This window comes from Stenotrophomonas sp. ATCM1_4, from assembly GCF_004348115.1.
Classification (GTDB): Bacteria; Pseudomonadota; Gammaproteobacteria; order Xanthomonadales; family Xanthomonadaceae; genus Stenotrophomonas; species Stenotrophomonas capsici.
Window position 1 is genome coordinate 650,485 of record NZ_QPFB01000001.1, and the last position, 12,990, is coordinate 663,474.

Annotated in this window: 15 protein-coding genes and 1 tRNA gene; 8 read left to right on the forward strand and 8 right to left on the reverse strand. The window is 67.7% G+C overall.

Annotated elements, in window-relative coordinates:
* Position 1: 1 nt before the first annotated feature.
* The 4 genes from ATCM_RS03100 to ATCM_RS03115 form a co-directional block, all read right to left on the reverse strand.
* Positions 2 to 481 carry a hypothetical protein gene (locus tag ATCM_RS03100; protein WP_225591920.1) on the reverse strand — a complete coding sequence of 160 codons (480 nt, stop codon included), beginning with the start codon at positions 479 to 481 and terminating at the stop codon, positions 2 to 4.
* Positions 482 to 498: 17 nt separating this feature from the next.
* Positions 499 to 1,899 carry a PhoH family protein gene (locus ATCM_RS03105; RefSeq protein WP_132862792.1) on the reverse strand — a complete coding sequence of 467 codons (1,401 nt, stop codon included), beginning with the start codon at positions 1,897 to 1,899 and terminating at the stop codon, positions 499 to 501.
* Positions 1,900 to 1,981: 82 nt separating this feature from the next.
* Positions 1,982 to 2,473 (reverse strand): peroxiredoxin, encoded by a 492-nt coding sequence (locus tag ATCM_RS03110; RefSeq protein WP_132862793.1) that lies wholly within the window; start codon positions 2,471 to 2,473, stop codon positions 1,982 to 1,984.
* Between the two features lie 77 nt (positions 2,474 to 2,550).
* Positions 2,551 to 3,111 carry a glycine cleavage system protein R gene (locus ATCM_RS03115; RefSeq protein ID WP_132862794.1) on the reverse strand — a complete coding sequence of 187 codons (561 nt, stop codon included), beginning with the start codon at positions 3,109 to 3,111 and terminating at the stop codon, positions 2,551 to 2,553.
* Between the two features lie 160 nt (positions 3,112 to 3,271).
* On the opposite strand from ATCM_RS03115, the gene dapA reads away from it, so the two are divergent.
* Positions 3,272 to 4,165 carry a 4-hydroxy-tetrahydrodipicolinate synthase gene (dapA, locus tag ATCM_RS03120; protein ID WP_132862795.1) on the forward strand — a complete coding sequence of 298 codons (894 nt, stop codon included), beginning with the start codon at positions 3,272 to 3,274 and terminating at the stop codon, positions 4,163 to 4,165.
* Positions 4,166 to 4,196: 31 nt separating this feature from the next.
* Positions 4,197 to 4,703, forward strand: coding sequence for a hypothetical protein (locus ATCM_RS03125; protein ID WP_132862796.1), 507 nt, complete (start codon positions 4,197 to 4,199; stop codon positions 4,701 to 4,703).
* Between the two features lie 71 nt (positions 4,704 to 4,774).
* Here the strand turns inward: ATCM_RS03125 and fdxA are convergent, their stop codons facing one another.
* Positions 4,775 to 5,098, reverse strand: a complete 324-nt coding sequence (gene fdxA / locus ATCM_RS03130) for a ferredoxin FdxA (protein ID WP_132862797.1) — start codon at positions 5,096 to 5,098, stop codon at positions 4,775 to 4,777.
* Between the two features lie 157 nt (positions 5,099 to 5,255).
* Positions 5,256 to 5,330 (reverse strand) — tRNA-Glu (locus ATCM_RS03135).
* Between the two features lie 68 nt (positions 5,331 to 5,398).
* On the opposite strand from ATCM_RS03135, the gene pcnB reads away from it, so the two are divergent.
* From pcnB to pgi, 6 genes are all read left to right on the forward strand, one after another.
* The gene (pcnB, locus tag ATCM_RS03140) at positions 5,399 to 6,754 is read left to right on the forward strand and encodes a polynucleotide adenylyltransferase PcnB (protein ID WP_132866052.1); all 1,356 of its coding nucleotides are present in this window, start codon (positions 5,399 to 5,401) and stop codon (positions 6,752 to 6,754) included.
* A gap of 6 nt (positions 6,755 to 6,760) precedes the next feature.
* On the forward strand, positions 6,761 to 7,249 hold the full coding sequence (folK, locus tag ATCM_RS03145) for a 2-amino-4-hydroxy-6-hydroxymethyldihydropteridine diphosphokinase (RefSeq protein WP_132862798.1): 489 nt from the start codon (positions 6,761 to 6,763) through the stop codon (positions 7,247 to 7,249).
* A 31-nt stretch (positions 7,250 to 7,280) separates the two neighbouring features.
* Complete coding sequence (gene panB, locus ATCM_RS03150; RefSeq protein WP_132862799.1) at positions 7,281 to 8,096, forward strand: 3-methyl-2-oxobutanoate hydroxymethyltransferase; 816 nt, start codon at positions 7,281 to 7,283, stop codon at positions 8,094 to 8,096.
* Positions 8,093 to 8,935, forward strand: a complete 843-nt coding sequence (gene panC / locus ATCM_RS03155; protein ID WP_132862800.1) for a pantoate--beta-alanine ligase — start codon at positions 8,093 to 8,095, stop codon at positions 8,933 to 8,935. The genes panB and panC overlap by 4 nt, the downstream gene beginning before the upstream one ends.
* A 180-nt stretch (positions 8,936 to 9,115) precedes the next feature.
* Positions 9,116 to 9,496, forward strand: a complete 381-nt coding sequence (gene panD / locus ATCM_RS03160; RefSeq protein WP_132862801.1) for an aspartate 1-decarboxylase — start codon at positions 9,116 to 9,118, stop codon at positions 9,494 to 9,496.
* Positions 9,493 to 11,004: a glucose-6-phosphate isomerase gene (gene pgi / locus ATCM_RS03165; RefSeq protein WP_132862802.1), complete on the forward strand. Its 1,512-nt coding sequence runs from the start codon at positions 9,493 to 9,495 to the stop codon at positions 11,002 to 11,004. The genes panD and pgi overlap by 4 nt, the downstream gene beginning before the upstream one ends.
* Before the next feature lie 158 nt (positions 11,005 to 11,162).
* Here pgi and ATCM_RS03170 read toward each other — a convergent pair whose 3' ends face one another.
* Both ATCM_RS03170 and ATCM_RS03175 read right to left on the reverse strand, forming a co-directional pair.
* Positions 11,163 to 11,729, reverse strand: a complete 567-nt coding sequence (locus ATCM_RS03170; RefSeq protein ID WP_132862803.1) for a response regulator transcription factor — start codon at positions 11,727 to 11,729, stop codon at positions 11,163 to 11,165.
* Positions 11,726 to 12,952, reverse strand: coding sequence for an ATP-binding protein (locus tag ATCM_RS03175; protein WP_132862804.1), 1,227 nt, complete (start codon positions 12,950 to 12,952; stop codon positions 11,726 to 11,728). The genes ATCM_RS03170 and ATCM_RS03175 overlap by 4 nt, the downstream gene beginning before the upstream one ends.
* Between the last annotated feature and the right edge of the window lie 38 nt (positions 12,953 to 12,990).

The following is a 12,990-nucleotide window of genomic DNA, read 5'->3' on the forward strand; positions in this document are numbered from 1 at the left end:
CTCAGGGCGTCGCGGGCGGGCCGTTGAACTGCACGTCGGAGAAGCTGCCGGCCTGCGGGTCGTAGACCGCGCCCCAGAACTGGCGACCGCCATCGCAGACGCGGATGGCTTCACGGGCGGGGTTGATCTCGCTGTGGTCCGGCAGCGGGAAAGCGTTGACGTAGATCAGGCGCCTGCCTTCGGATTCGAAGCCGACGTACTGGCGGTTGGACTGCGCAGCATCCGGCACCGAGGCGGACAGCTGCGGCAGGTGGCTTTCCAGCGCATCGACATCGCTGCGGCTGGGGGCCCAGTAGCCGGTTACCGCGCCGGCATGGCGGGCCGGGCTGTCGCGCGAGCAGGTGTCCAGCACTTGCGCGGCGACAACCGGACGCGTGACCACCCAGGATTGCCCGGCCTTGATCGCGGTCGGCACGAGGGCGCCGGGCTTGACGTTGGACGGGGTGCAGGCGGCCAGCGCGAGGATCGCGCCGGCCGACAGCAGGACATGCAGGTGTTTCACAGGACCTCCGAGGCGTAATCGGCCAGGCGCGAACGCTCGCCCCGGCGCAACGTGATGTGCGCACTGTGCGGCCAATTCTTGAAACGGTCCACCGCGTAGGTGAGGCCGGAGGTGGTTTCGGTCAGGTACGGCGTGTCGATCTGCTCCACGTTGCCCAGGCAGACGATCTTGGTGCCCGGGCCGGCGCGGGTGATCAGCGTCTTCATCTGCTTGGGGGTGAGGTTCTGCGCCTCGTCCAGGATCAGGTAGCGCGACAGGAAGGTGCGCCCGCGCATGAAGTTCAGCGAGCGGATCTTGATGCGGCTGGCGAGCAGGTCGTTGGTGGCCGCGCGGCCCCAGGCGCCACCCTCCTGGTTGTGGGTGAGTACTTCCAGGTTGTCGGTGAGCGCGCCCATCCACGGCGTCATCTTCTCTTCCTCGGTGCCGGGCAGGAAGCCGATGTCTTCGCCGACGCTGACCGTCGCGCGGGTCATGATGATCTCGCGGTAGCGCTGGGTATCCATGGTCTGGGCCAGGCCGGCAGCCAGCGCCAGCAGGGTCTTGCCGGTGCCGGCGGTGCCGAGCAGGGTGACGAAGTCGATCTCCGGGTCCATCAGTGCGTTGAGCGCGAAGTTCTGCTCGCGGTTGCGCGCGGTGATGCCCCAGACCGAATGCGAGCCATGGCGGAAATCATCCACCAGGCTGAGCACGACGCGGCCATCGCCCTCGACCTTGGCGACCTTCAGTTCCACCTCGTCGTCACCGGGCAGGTAGACGTACTGGTTGGGATGCCAGTCCTCGTCGTCGGTGGCGCGGATCTCGTAGCTGGTGCGGCCCTTGTCGCTCCAGCTGCGCAGGTCGTCGGTGTGCTTCTTCCAGAAGTCTTCCGGCAGCGCGTTGGCGCCGGTATAGAGCAGGCTGAAGTCGTCCAGCGCGCGGTCGTTCTCGTAGTCCTCCGAGTCGATGCCGGCGATGGCCGCCTTGATGCGCAGGTTGATGTCCTTGGAAATGAACACCACCGGTGTTTCCGGGTGCTGTTCCTTCAGCGCCAGGATCGCGCCGAGGATGGCGTTGTCCGGGATAACCTTGCCAAAGCTCTTGCCAGCGTCGAAATGGCTGGTCTGGAAGTACAGGCGGCCGGCACTCTGCGCGCCGCGCAGCTGTAGGCCCTGCGGACGTTGCAGCGGCACGCCCTCGTTGACGCTGTTGATGCCGGCCGCCTCGATCAGCTCGTTGAGGAAGCGGCTCACCTGGCGGGCGTTGCGACTCGCTTCGGTGGTGCCCTTCTTGCCGTTGTCCAGCTCCTCGATCACCTGCATGGGCAGGTAGACATCGTGTTCCTCGAATTTGAACAGCGCGGTCGGATCGTGCATCAGCACGTTGGTATCCAGTACGTAGATGCGCTTGCCTCGGGTCATCGTCGATTCCTGGTGGCGGGACAGGGTCACGCCACCGCGCCTGCGGGGCAGGGCGGTGGCGTGGGTTGGTACGGGAGGTGGGTCACTTGGCTTGGGCGGCCTTCTGGGCGGCCTTCAGGGCGTCCAGCACGGCGTCGGCATGGCCGGCAACCTTGACCTTGCGCCATTCCTGCACGAGCGTGCCGTCGGGCGAGATCAGGAAGGTGCTGCGCTCGATGCCGCGCACCTGCTTGCCGTACATGTTCTTGAGCTTGATCACGTCGAAGGCGGTGCACAGGGCCTCGTCGGCGTCGCTGATCAGCGGGAACTTGAATCCCTGCTTGCCGCAGAAGTTGTCGTGCGACTTGACCGAGTCGCGGGAGACGCCGAACACCTGCGCGCCGGCACGCTTGAACCTGGGCAGCAGGGCGTTGAAGTCCAGTCCCTCGGTGGTGCAGCCCGGGGTGCTGTCCTTCGGGTAGAAGTACAGCACCAGCCAGTGGCCGGCCTGTTCGGCGAGGGTGGTGGTGGCGCCGCCGGACAGGGCCAGCGGGAGGTCGAGGGTCGTGCGGTCCAGGGTGTCGCCGATGTTCATTGGATCCTTTCCGGAGCCTGGGGTAATTCGATTGCAATCACATGAAACGCCGCGCGCCTGTGACGGGCGCGCGAATGTCAGAACTTCATCGGGTCCATGATCGCGTCCAGGTTGAGGTGGTCGCAGAATTCGAGGAAGTCGTCACGCAATGCCGCGATGTGCATGTTGGAAGGCACGCCGATGGTGATCTGCGCGGAGAACATCTCCGCACCGGTCTGCATGGCCTGGTAGCGCGTGCTCTGCAGGTTCTCGATGGTGATGCCCTGGCGGTCGAAGAAGTCGGCCAGCTGGAACAGGATGCCCGGCTTGTCGGCGGCGATCACTTCGACGATGTACGGCAGCAGGTTGGACTGCACCTGCTTGGCGGCGGTGCGGTACCACACCAGCTTCAGGCCTTCCTCGCGCTCCAGGCGCGACAGCATGGCTTCCAGCTTGGCCACGGCATCCCATGAGCCGGTGGCCAGGGTGGTGACCGAGACATCACGGCCGACGGTGGAGAGGCGGGCGTCGACCAGATTGCAGCCGCTGTCGGCGATGCGACGGGTGACGGACAGCAGGGGGGACTCCGGATGCGTCGTGTAGGCGTTGATCAGGAGGTGGTTTTCAGTCGGCAGCGGCCGCGGCGTGGTGTCGGTCAAGGTGGTTCCGGAATGCTGGAGAGTCTGAACGGCGCCGCTGGCGGCCCGTTCACTGGCGTCCAGCATACTTGCCCCTGCTTTCGACCGGCAAGTAACATGCTTTTGGTCACGAACCCGCCGTCTGGCGGGCTTCTTTACCCCCACGAAGAGCGACGATTCCTTGTCCATTACTGGTCTCATCACCGCGCTGGCCACCCCGTTCAGGGAAGACGGCGCATTGGATCCTGACGCCTGGCAGCGGCTGCTTGCATTGCAGCGCCAGGCCGGCGTGCAGGGCGTGGTCGTCGCCGGTTCCACCGGCGAGGCCGCTACGTTGTCCGACGAGGAGTACGACAGCCTGCTGCGCAGCGCGGTGTCGGCCTTCGGCGGCAAAATTCCGGTGATGGCCGGCACCGGCCTGTCCGGTACCGCGAAAACCATCGCGCTGACCCGGCGTGCCGCCGCCAATGGCGCGACCCACGCGCTGGTGGTCACCCCGCCGTACGTGCGGCCGACCCAGGAAGGGCTGCGCCAGCACTACCTGGCGGTGGCCGAGCAGGGCGGGCTGCCGGTGGTGCTGTACAACGTGCCGGGCCGCACCGGCTGCGACCTGCTGCCGGAGACGGTGGCCCAGCTGGCCACGCACCCGAACATCGTCGGCATCAAGGAAGCGGTGGGCGACATGGCGCGCCTGAAGGCGCTGCTGGAGCTGCGCAGCGACACGTTCGCCCTGCTCAGTGGCGATGACGGCACCGCCGCGCGCTCGATCCTGGCCGGTGCCGATGGCCTGGTCTCGGTCGGCTCCAATGTCCTGCCGGGCGCTTACCGGACCCTGTGCGACCTGGCCCGTGCCGGCCGGCACGAGGCGGCCGAGTCCTGGGATGCCCGCCTGCAGCCGTACCACGATTTCTGTGGCGTCGAGTCCAACCCGATCCCGGTCAAGGCGCTGCTGCAGCGCATTGGCATCGGCCACGGGCTGCGCCTGCCGCTGCTCCCGCTTTCCGCGCCGCATCACGCTGCTGCCGACCATCTGGCCGCCGACGTGGGTGCGCTGGAAGAACTATCCAGCCGCTGATCGCAGCGGCCTGAACCTCGGAGATTCACCCATGCGTCAAACCTCTACTGTTCGCGTGCTTTCGCTGGCGTTGCTGGCCGTTGCGACCATTGCCGCCACCGGCTGCCACCGCGGTGCGCGCGGCGATTACGCCCTGGCGCCGGAAGCCCGCCCGCTGGAAGTCCCGCCGGATCTGAACCTGCCCAACACCTCCGGTGCCGCGGCCATCCCGGCGCTGGCCTCGGCCAACAAGCCGGTGGCCGCTTCGCAGGCGAGCGTGGCCTCCTCGCAGAGCGGCTTTACCGCCGCCGGCAGCCGCGACGAGGTGTTCGGCAAGGTGGGTGACGCCCTCGGCGGCATCGAAGGGGTGACCATCGCCAGCCGCGCGCAGCTGCTGGGCTCCTATGATGTCGGCTACGAAGGCAGCAACTTCCTGGTGCGCGTGGTGGCCGTGGATGCCGGTGCCTACGTGTCGGCGGTGGACCCGCGCGGCATGCCGGCGACGGACGCGGCCGCGGTCAAGCTGATCGCCGCGCTCAAGGCCAAGCTGGCCGGCTGAGGCCGGACCGCTGCCAGCAACGAAAACGGGCGCCCAGGGCGCCCGTTTTCATAGGGGGAGCTGCGGCGCGATCAGCGCTCGAGCAGTTTCAACTTGTCCGGCTTGCCGTCCCAGTCGGCGGCGTCGGCCGGCGGGTCCTTGCGCACCGTCAGGACCGGCCACTCCTTGGCGAGCTCGGCGTTGAGGCCGACGAAGACCTCCTGGCCGGCCGGCACGTCGTCTTCCGGGAAGATGGCGTTGACCGGGCATTCCGGCTCGCACAGGGTGCAGTCGATGCATTCATCCGGGTCGATGACCAGGAAGTTCGGGCCTTCATGGAAGCAATCCACCGGGCAGACTTCAACGCAATCGGTGTGTTTGCACTTGATGCAGTTTTCGGTAACGACGAAAGGCATGGCGGGGTCCGGCTTTGAGCCCGGCAATTCTAGTGCAGGATGCCGTGGCAGGGCGGGGGGATGTTCGTTCGCGGCAGGCCGCGGGGCCTGGCAGGGGGCTGGGCCGCAAAACAAAAAACCCCGCAGGGCGGGGCTCTTGATGTATCGCAGACGGAGTTGGCGCTCCCTAGGGGACTCGAACCCCTGTTTTAGCCTTGAGAGGGCCACGTCCTAACCACTAGACGAAGGGAGCGTTTGGTCGCGTCTGGCGAGCGCGCTAGTATATGCACCTGGTTGCCGTTCGGCAATCCCGTAAACCCAATTGGAAGCGCCACCATCAATTCCCCAGTTACAACACCATTCACGCTGCATGTCATCCCGCGCGACCAGCACACCATTTCGCGCAAGGACATCAGCCCCAATGCGCTGCGGGTGCTGTACCGCCTGCGCGAGTCCGGCTTTGGTGCCTACCTGGTAGGTGGCGCCGTGCGCGACCTGCTGGTGGACGGGCGGCCCAAGGACTTCGACGTGGCCACCGACGCCACCCCCGAGCAGGTCAAGCAGTTGTTCCGCAACTGCCGGCTGATCGGGCGGCGGTTCCGCCTGGCCCATGTCGTGTTCGGCCGCGAGATCATCGAAGTGGCCACCTTCCGTGCCAACAGCGATGACGGCAGCGGCGACCGCGAGGTCGAGAACGGCATGCTGGTGCGCGACAACGTGTACGGCAGCATCGAGGACGATGCGGTCCGCCGTGACTTCACCTGCAACGCGCTTTATTACGCCATCGAGGATTTCTCGGTCCGCGACTACGTCGGCGGCTTCGAGGACGTGATGGCCCGGCGCATGCGCCTGATCGGCGACCCCGAGCAGCGCTACCGCGAGGACCCGGTGCGCATGCTGCGCGCGGTGCGGCTGGCCGCCAAGCTGGGCTTCGAGATCGACGGGCCGACCGCCGAGCCGATCCCGCGCCTGGCCACGCTATTGAATGAGGCCGCGCCGGCACGACTGTTCGAGGAAGTGCTCAAGCTGTTCCTGGCTGGCCACGGCGTGGCCAGCTTCGAGGGGCTGGAGCGCTACGGCCTGCTGCAGGTGCTGTTCCCGGAGAGCGCCGCCGCGCTGAAGAGCAACCGTACCGGTGCGTTGCGCCGGATGGTCATCGCCGGCCTGCGCAGCACCGACGAGCGGGTGGCCAACGACGAGCCGGTCTCGCCGGCCTTCCTGTTCGCGCTGCTGCTGTGGCCGGCGTTCTGCCGGACCCTGATCGGCCTGCAGAAGCAGGGCCTGGCCCCGGAAGAGGCGCAGCGTCGCGCCGCCGACCGGGTGACCCTGCACCAGTTGAGCACGATCGCCCTGCCGCGCCGCTTCTCGCTGCCGATGCAGGAGATCTGGCTGCTGCAGTCGCGTTTCGCCTCGCGCCAGCGCAAGCGCGTGTTCCGCACCCTGACCCATCCGCGCTTCCGGGCCGCGTTCGACTTCCTGGTGTTGCGCCAGGTGGCCTCGCCGGAGCATGAGCAGGACATCGCGTTCTGGCAGGAAGCACAGCAGCAGAACGGCCGCGAGCTGGAATCGAGTCTGGAGTCGATCCACGCCGAGGTCGATGCCGAGCAGGACGGCGAGGCGCCGCGTCGCCGCCGCCGTCGCCGCCGGCGCCCCGGCGGCGCGGTATCGGGCGAGTAAGCCACGATGGTGATGGCCTGCATCGGGCTCGGCGCCAATCTCGGCGACGCGCCCGGCACGGTGCGCGCCGCGATCCAGGCGCTGGGCCGGCTGCCGCAGACGCGGCTGCTGGCGGCCTCGCGCCTGTACCGCACCCCGGCCTGGGGCAAGCAGGACCAGCCGGACTTCATCAATGCCGCCGCCGCGGTGGAGACCAGCCTGCCGGCGCCGGAGTTGCTGGCCGAGCTGCTCTCCACCGAACAGGCCTTCGGGCGGGTCCGCAACCCGGGCGAGCAGTGGGGGCCGCGGACGCTGGACCTGGACCTGCTGCTCTATGGCGAGCAGGTCATCGACCTGCCGCAACTCAAAGTGCCCCATCCCTACCTGCACGAGCGTGCCTTCGCCCTGCTGCCGCTGGCCGACGTGGCACCGCTGGCGCTTATCCCGGGCCATGGAACGGTGCGGGACACACTTGCTGTCATCAAAACCTGCGACATCGCGCCGATAGGGGGATAATGCTCGGCTTATCACCAAGCGTTACCCCCATATGAGCACACACGCAGACAGCAAACCCTGGACCGTCCCGGCCCTGGCCGACGCCAAGCGCAACGGCCAGAAGCTGGTGATGTTGACCGCCTACGACGCCGGCTTCGCCCGCGCCTTCGATGCCAACGGCGTGGACCTGATCCTGATCGGTGATTCGCTGGGCATGGTCGTGCAGGGGCACGATTCCACCTTGCCGGTGACCGTGGCCGACATGGTCTACCACACCCGCGCGGTGTCGCGCGTGCTGCAGCGTGCGCTGCTGGTGGCCGACCTGCCGTTCGGTGCGGATGCGACCCCCGAGCGCGCGCTGGAGGCCTCGCTGCAGCTGCTGCAGGCCGGCGCGGAGATGGTCAAGATCGAAGGTGCCGGCTTCAAGCTGGACATCATCCGCCACCTGGTCGAGCGTGAAATCCCGGTGTGCTCGCACCTGGGCCTGACCCCGCAGTCGGTGCTGCGCCTGGGTGGCTACCGCGTGCAGGGCCGAGGTGATGCCGCCCAGCAACTGGTCGATGACGCCAAGGCCGTGGTCGCCGCCGGCGCCAGCCTGCTGGTGCTCGAATGCGTGCCCAGCCCGGTCGCCGCGCGCGTCACCGCCGCGGTCAGCGCGCCGACCATCGGCATTGGTGCCGGCCCGGACTGCGATGGCCAGGTGCTGGTGCTGCACGACTTCCTCGGCCTGGACAGCGGCCATCGCCGGCCCAAGTTCGTCAAGGACTTCCTGGCCGAAGGCGGCTCGGTCGCCGGTGCCGTACAGGCCTACGCCGACGCCGTGCGCGCCGGTACCTTCCCCGACGCGGAGCATGCGTACGCATCATGATCGAGACCGTTACCGACCTTGCCCGGCTGCGTGCCATCGTTGCCGGCTGGAAGCGCGATGGGCTGCGCGTGGGCTTCGTGCCGACCATGGGCAACCTGCATCCCGGCCATTATTCGCTGGTAAAGCTGGCGCGCCAGCACGCTGACCGGATCGTCTCCAGCGTCTTCGTCAACCCGACCCAGTTCGGTCCGAACGAGGATTTCACCCGTTACCCGCGTACCCCGGAGGCCGATACCACCGGCCTTGAGCAGGCCGGTTGTGACGTGTTGTGGCTGCCGACGGTCGAATCGATGTACCCGTTTGGCGTGGGTCTGGCCGCCAATGTCCATGTGCCGGGCGTGAGTGCCCTGCTGGAAGGGGCTTTCCGCCCAGGCCACTTCGACGGGGTCTGCACGGTGGTGAGCCGCCTGTTCAACCAGGTGCAGCCCGACGTGGCCGCGTTTGGCCGCAAGGACTACCAGCAGCTGGCGGTGATCCGTCAGATGGTGACCGACCTGGCATTCCCGATCGAGATCCTCGGCGGCGAGATCGTCCGTGAAGGCGATGGCCTGGCGATGAGTTCGCGCAACCAGTACCTGACCGCGGAGATCCGTCCGCAGGCGACGGTGATCCGGCGCGTGCTGCTGGCCATGCGTGAGGCCTACCTGGCGGGCGCGACGCGCGAGCAGGTCGAGGCCGACGGCGCCGCACAGCTGGAAGCGGCCGGTTTCCAGGTGGACTACGCGGTGGTGCGGCTGCCGGATCTGGGCGAGCCGGGGGACAGTCATGACGGTGCCCGCGTGGCGCTGGTGGCCGCCAAGCTGGGCAGCACCCGCCTGATCGACAACGTCGAGTTCTGAATGGGGCAGCAAGGGGACTTCGCCTGTCCCGCCGATGCCTGTTCCTGACTGCCGATGGCGCCCTCGTGGCGCCATCGGCGTCTTCGGGCCCCGTCCCCGGGAACACGCTTGTTGCAGTGCGGGCAAGCCGCCATGCGGGTGCTAGACTGCGCGCTTTCACACGCAGTTTTCGGCATTGCCATGCAACTTTCCCTGCTCAAGACCAAGATCCACCGCGCCACCGTCACGCACTCGGAGCTGAACTACGAAGGCTCCATCGCCATCGATGACAACCTGCTCCAGGCCACCGGCATCCGCGAGTTCGAACAGGTGCACATCTGGGACGTGACCAACGGTGCGCGCTTCACCACCTACGCCCTGCGTGCCGAAGCCGGCAGCGGCATCATCTCGCTCAACGGCGGCGCCGCGCGCCACGTGCAGGTGGGCGACATCATCATCATCGCCGCCTTCGCCAGCATGAGCGAGGAAGAAGCCAGCCGCTTCAAGCCGAAGCTGGTCTACGTCGACGGCGACAACCGCATTTCCCACACCAACGACAGCATCCCTGCACAGGCCGCATGACCACGTACAACGGATTCGACGTATTGCGCACCCACGCCCAGCGCTTGCAGGGCACGGGTATCCCCACGCTGCTGGCCGCCGAGCCGGACCGGGTGAAACGCCTGGCGCTCAAGGTCGGTCCGTTGTATGTGAACTTCGCACGACAGAAGTACGACGCCGCCGCCCTGCAGGCGTTGCTGGAGCTGGCCGCCGCGCGCGATGTCACCGGCGGCTTCCAGCGCCTGTTCGGCGGTGAGCGGATCAACATCACCGAGGACCGCGCGGTGCTGCACAGCGCCCTGCGCGGCAACGCCAGCCAGGCGCCGGTCGCAGTTGCGGCCAACGCCGAGGCGGTGGCGGTGCAGCAGCGCATGGGTGCGCTGATCCAGCAGCTGGAAGCGAGCAATGTCACCGACATCGTCAGCGTCGGCATTGGCGGTTCGGACCTGGGCCCGCGATTGGTGGCCGATGCGCTGCGTCCGGCAAGCGGCGCGCGCTTCCGCGTGCATTTCGTTTCCAACGTCGATGGCGCGGCGATGCAGCGCACGCTGGCCACGCTGGACCCGGCGACCACCGCCGGCATCCTGATCTCCAAGACCTTCGGTACCCAGGAGACGCTGCTCAACGGCGCGATCCTGCGTGACTGGCTGGGTGGCAGTGCGCGCCTGTACGCGGTCAGCGCCAATCCGGAGCGTGCGGCCAAGGCGTTCGAGATCGCCGCCGAGCGCGTGCTGCCGATGTGGGATTGGGTGGGGGGGCGCTATTCGCTGTGGTCGGCGGTCGGCTTCCCGATCGCGCTGGCCATCGGCTTCGAGCGCTTCGGCCAGTTGCTGGCCGGTGCGGCGGAAATGGATGCCCACGCCGCCAGTGCGCCGCTGGACCGCAACCTGCCGGTGCTGCATGCCTTGACCGACATCTGGAACCGCAACGTGCTCGGCTACGCCACGCACGCGGTGATGACCTACGACCAGCGCCTGGCGCTGCTGCCGGCCTACCTGCAGCAGCTGGTGATGGAAAGCCTGGGCAAGCGGGTCAAGCTCGACGGCAGCCCGGTCGACGTGGACACCGTGCCGGTGTGGTGGGGCGGTGCCGGCACCGACGTGCAGCACAGCTTCTTCCAGGCCCTGCACCAGGGCACCAGCATCGTGCCGGCCGACTTCATCGGTTGCGTGCGCAATGATGATCCGTACACGGTCAACCACCAGGCACTGTTGGCCAACCTGCTGGCGCAGACCGAGGCATTGGCCAACGGCCAGGACAGCGAAGACCCGCACCGGCAGTACCCGGGCGGCCGTCCGAGCACCTTGATCCTGCTGGATTCGCTGACCCCGCAGTCGCTGGGGGCGCTGATCGCGATGTACGAACATGCGGTGTACGTGCAGTCGCTGGTCTGGGGCATCAATGCGTTCGACCAGTTCGGCGTGGAGCTGGGCAAGCAGTTGGCCAAGCAGCTGTTGCCGGCGTTGCAGGGGCAGGCGGTGGAGATCGCCGATCCGGTGACGCGCGAGGCGCTGGCGCTGCTGCGCTGATTGTCGCGCGCAGGTTGATGCAAAAACGCCGTGCAGCGATGCACGGCGTTTTTGTTTGCGCCCCCTCCCTTTCGCGCAGCGAAGGGGAGGGCTGGGGAGAGGGCTTTGGGGGCTCGCCAGCGACGCTTGCTCCGCGGCTGAAGTCGCTGCTGCCGGGCCTATCGGTTCGGGTCGCGTTCCGGGCTTGGGCGCTTGGTCAGTTTGCGCTGCAGCGAGCGGCGGTGCATGCCGAGCAGGCGTGCGGCGGCCGAGACGTTGCCGCCGGTTTCATGCAGGGCCTGCTGGATGTGTTCCCACTGCAGGCGGCTGATCGGGGTCATCGAGTCCGGCGGCTCGACGTCGTCCGGCTCTTCGCCGCCCTCGTCGTCCTCGCCCAGCGCACGCAGGATCATCTGCACGGTCGCCGGTTTGGGCAGGTAGTCATCGGCACCGAGCTTGATCGCTTCCACCGCGGTGGCGATCGAGGCATAGCCGGTCACCAGCAGGATGCGCATGTCCTGGCGCAGTTCGCGCAGCGGCTGGATCAGGTTCAAGCCGGATTCGGTGCCCAGCTTCAGGTCGATCAGGGCGAATGCCGGTGGCGTCTGGGTGGCCAGCTGCAGCGCGCTGACGGTGTCGGTGGCGGTCACGGTCTGGATGTCGCGCCGCGCCAGCGTGCGTTGCAGGGTACGCAGGTACAGCGGGTCATCATCGACCAGCAGGCCGTGGGAAGCGGGAGCAGTCATGCATTTACCTCGGTGGTGTTCAACGGCAGGCGGAAGCCGACGCGTGCTCCCTGGCCTTCGGCCGGACGCATCCACAACTCGCCATGCAGGCGCTCCATGGTGGCATGGGACAGGGCCAATCCCACGCCCATGCCATCGGTTTTTCCGCTGTTGAACAGTGTGCCCGGCAACGCCGCATCGTTGGCATTGAAACCGGGACCGTAATCGCGCACTTCACCGTAGAGCTGGCCGTCACGCACGCGGATGTCCAGGTCCACCTGCGCCCGTCCACTGCGCTCGCCGGCATCGGCGGCATTGTTGAGCAGCACCTGCAGCAGGTGGCCCACGCCCGGGTCCAGCTTCAGCTCGAGCGGGGCATTGGCATTGCGGCGCAGCTGGATGGTCGGGCGCACCAGCCGCCATTGTTCGAGGACATGGCCGATGGAGACGTCGGCGCGGCTGCGCGCGCCTTCGGCCGGGGCGGCCAGCGCCAGGACGCGCTCGCGGCATTGCACCAGCAGGCCGCGCAGGGTCTCCAGGTCCTCGCGCATTTCCAGGTTGTCGTTTCCCTGTTCGGCGATGTCATCGACCAGCAGTGTCATCGTCGCCAGCGGCGTGTTCAATTCATGCGCGACCGAGGCCGCATGCGTGGCCAGCGCGACGATGCCCTCGTTGCGGACGAAGCGCTCGCGCAGCAACGCGAGCTGGTTCTCGCGCTCGCGCAGCGCGGCGGCCAGCCGGGTGGAGAACACCAGCACCACCACGCTGGAGAGCAGGAAGTTGGCCGCCGCCCCCCACAGGTGCAGGTCCATCGAGTTGAAGTAGCCACCCTGCAGCGGCAGGCCGAACACCGCGCTCAGCGCATAGCCGCCGACGCAGGCGGCGGCCACCGCGTGGGTCCAGCGCAGGGGCAGGGCCAGCGCGGCCAGCGCGATCAGGATCAGGAACAGCGAACCGAACGGGTTGGCGATGCCGCCGCTCCAGCCCACCATCCAAGTCAGCACCGTCACGTCGACCAGGATATGGCCGAAGGCGGTGACCGGGGCCGGGTTGGAGTCGTGCACGCGCAGCTGGACGTACAGGTTGAACAGGGCCAGTACGAACACGCCCGCCCACAGCTGCTGTTGCGGCAGTTCCAGGCCCAGCAGCCAGGTGGCGACGAGGATGGTGGCGGCCTGGCCCGCGCAGGCCAGCCAGCGCAGGCTGCACAGGGTGCGGAGGAAGGAGGTGTCCTGGGATTCCATGGGCGCCATCGTATGCTGTCGGGCCGGTTGTCGTGCAA

Bases quoted from the DNA above. Each gene is read 5' to 3' on its own strand.
- ATCM_RS03105 (WP_132862792.1), bottom strand. From the start codon at position 1,899: ATGACCCGAGGCAAGCGCATCTACGTACTGGATACCAACGTGCTGATG.
- panD (WP_132862801.1), top strand. From the start codon at position 9,116: ATGCAACTTTCCCTGCTCAAGACCAAGATCCACCGCGCCACCGTCACG.
- fdxA (WP_132862797.1), bottom strand. From the start codon at position 5,098: ATGCCTTTCGTCGTTACCGAAAACTGCATCAAGTGCAAACACACCGAT.
- ATCM_RS03125 (WP_132862796.1), top strand. From the start codon at position 4,197: ATGCGTCAAACCTCTACTGTTCGCGTGCTTTCGCTGGCGTTGCTGGCC.
- ATCM_RS03110 (WP_132862793.1), bottom strand. From the start codon at position 2,473: ATGAACATCGGCGACACCCTGGACCGCACGACCCTCGACCTCCCGCTG.
- panC (WP_132862800.1), top strand. From the start codon at position 8,093: ATGATCGAGACCGTTACCGACCTTGCCCGGCTGCGTGCCATCGTTGCC.
- ATCM_RS03170 (WP_132862803.1), bottom strand. From the start codon at position 11,729: ATGACTGCTCCCGCTTCCCACGGCCTGCTGGTCGATGATGACCCGCTG.
- panB (WP_132862799.1), top strand. From the start codon at position 7,281: ATGAGCACACACGCAGACAGCAAACCCTGGACCGTCCCGGCCCTGGCC.
- pgi (WP_132862802.1), top strand. From the start codon at position 9,493: ATGACCACGTACAACGGATTCGACGTATTGCGCACCCACGCCCAGCGC.
- ATCM_RS03175 (WP_132862804.1), bottom strand. From the start codon at position 12,952: ATGGAATCCCAGGACACCTCCTTCCTCCGCACCCTGTGCAGCCTGCGC.
- folK (WP_132862798.1), top strand. From the start codon at position 6,761: ATGGTGATGGCCTGCATCGGGCTCGGCGCCAATCTCGGCGACGCGCCC.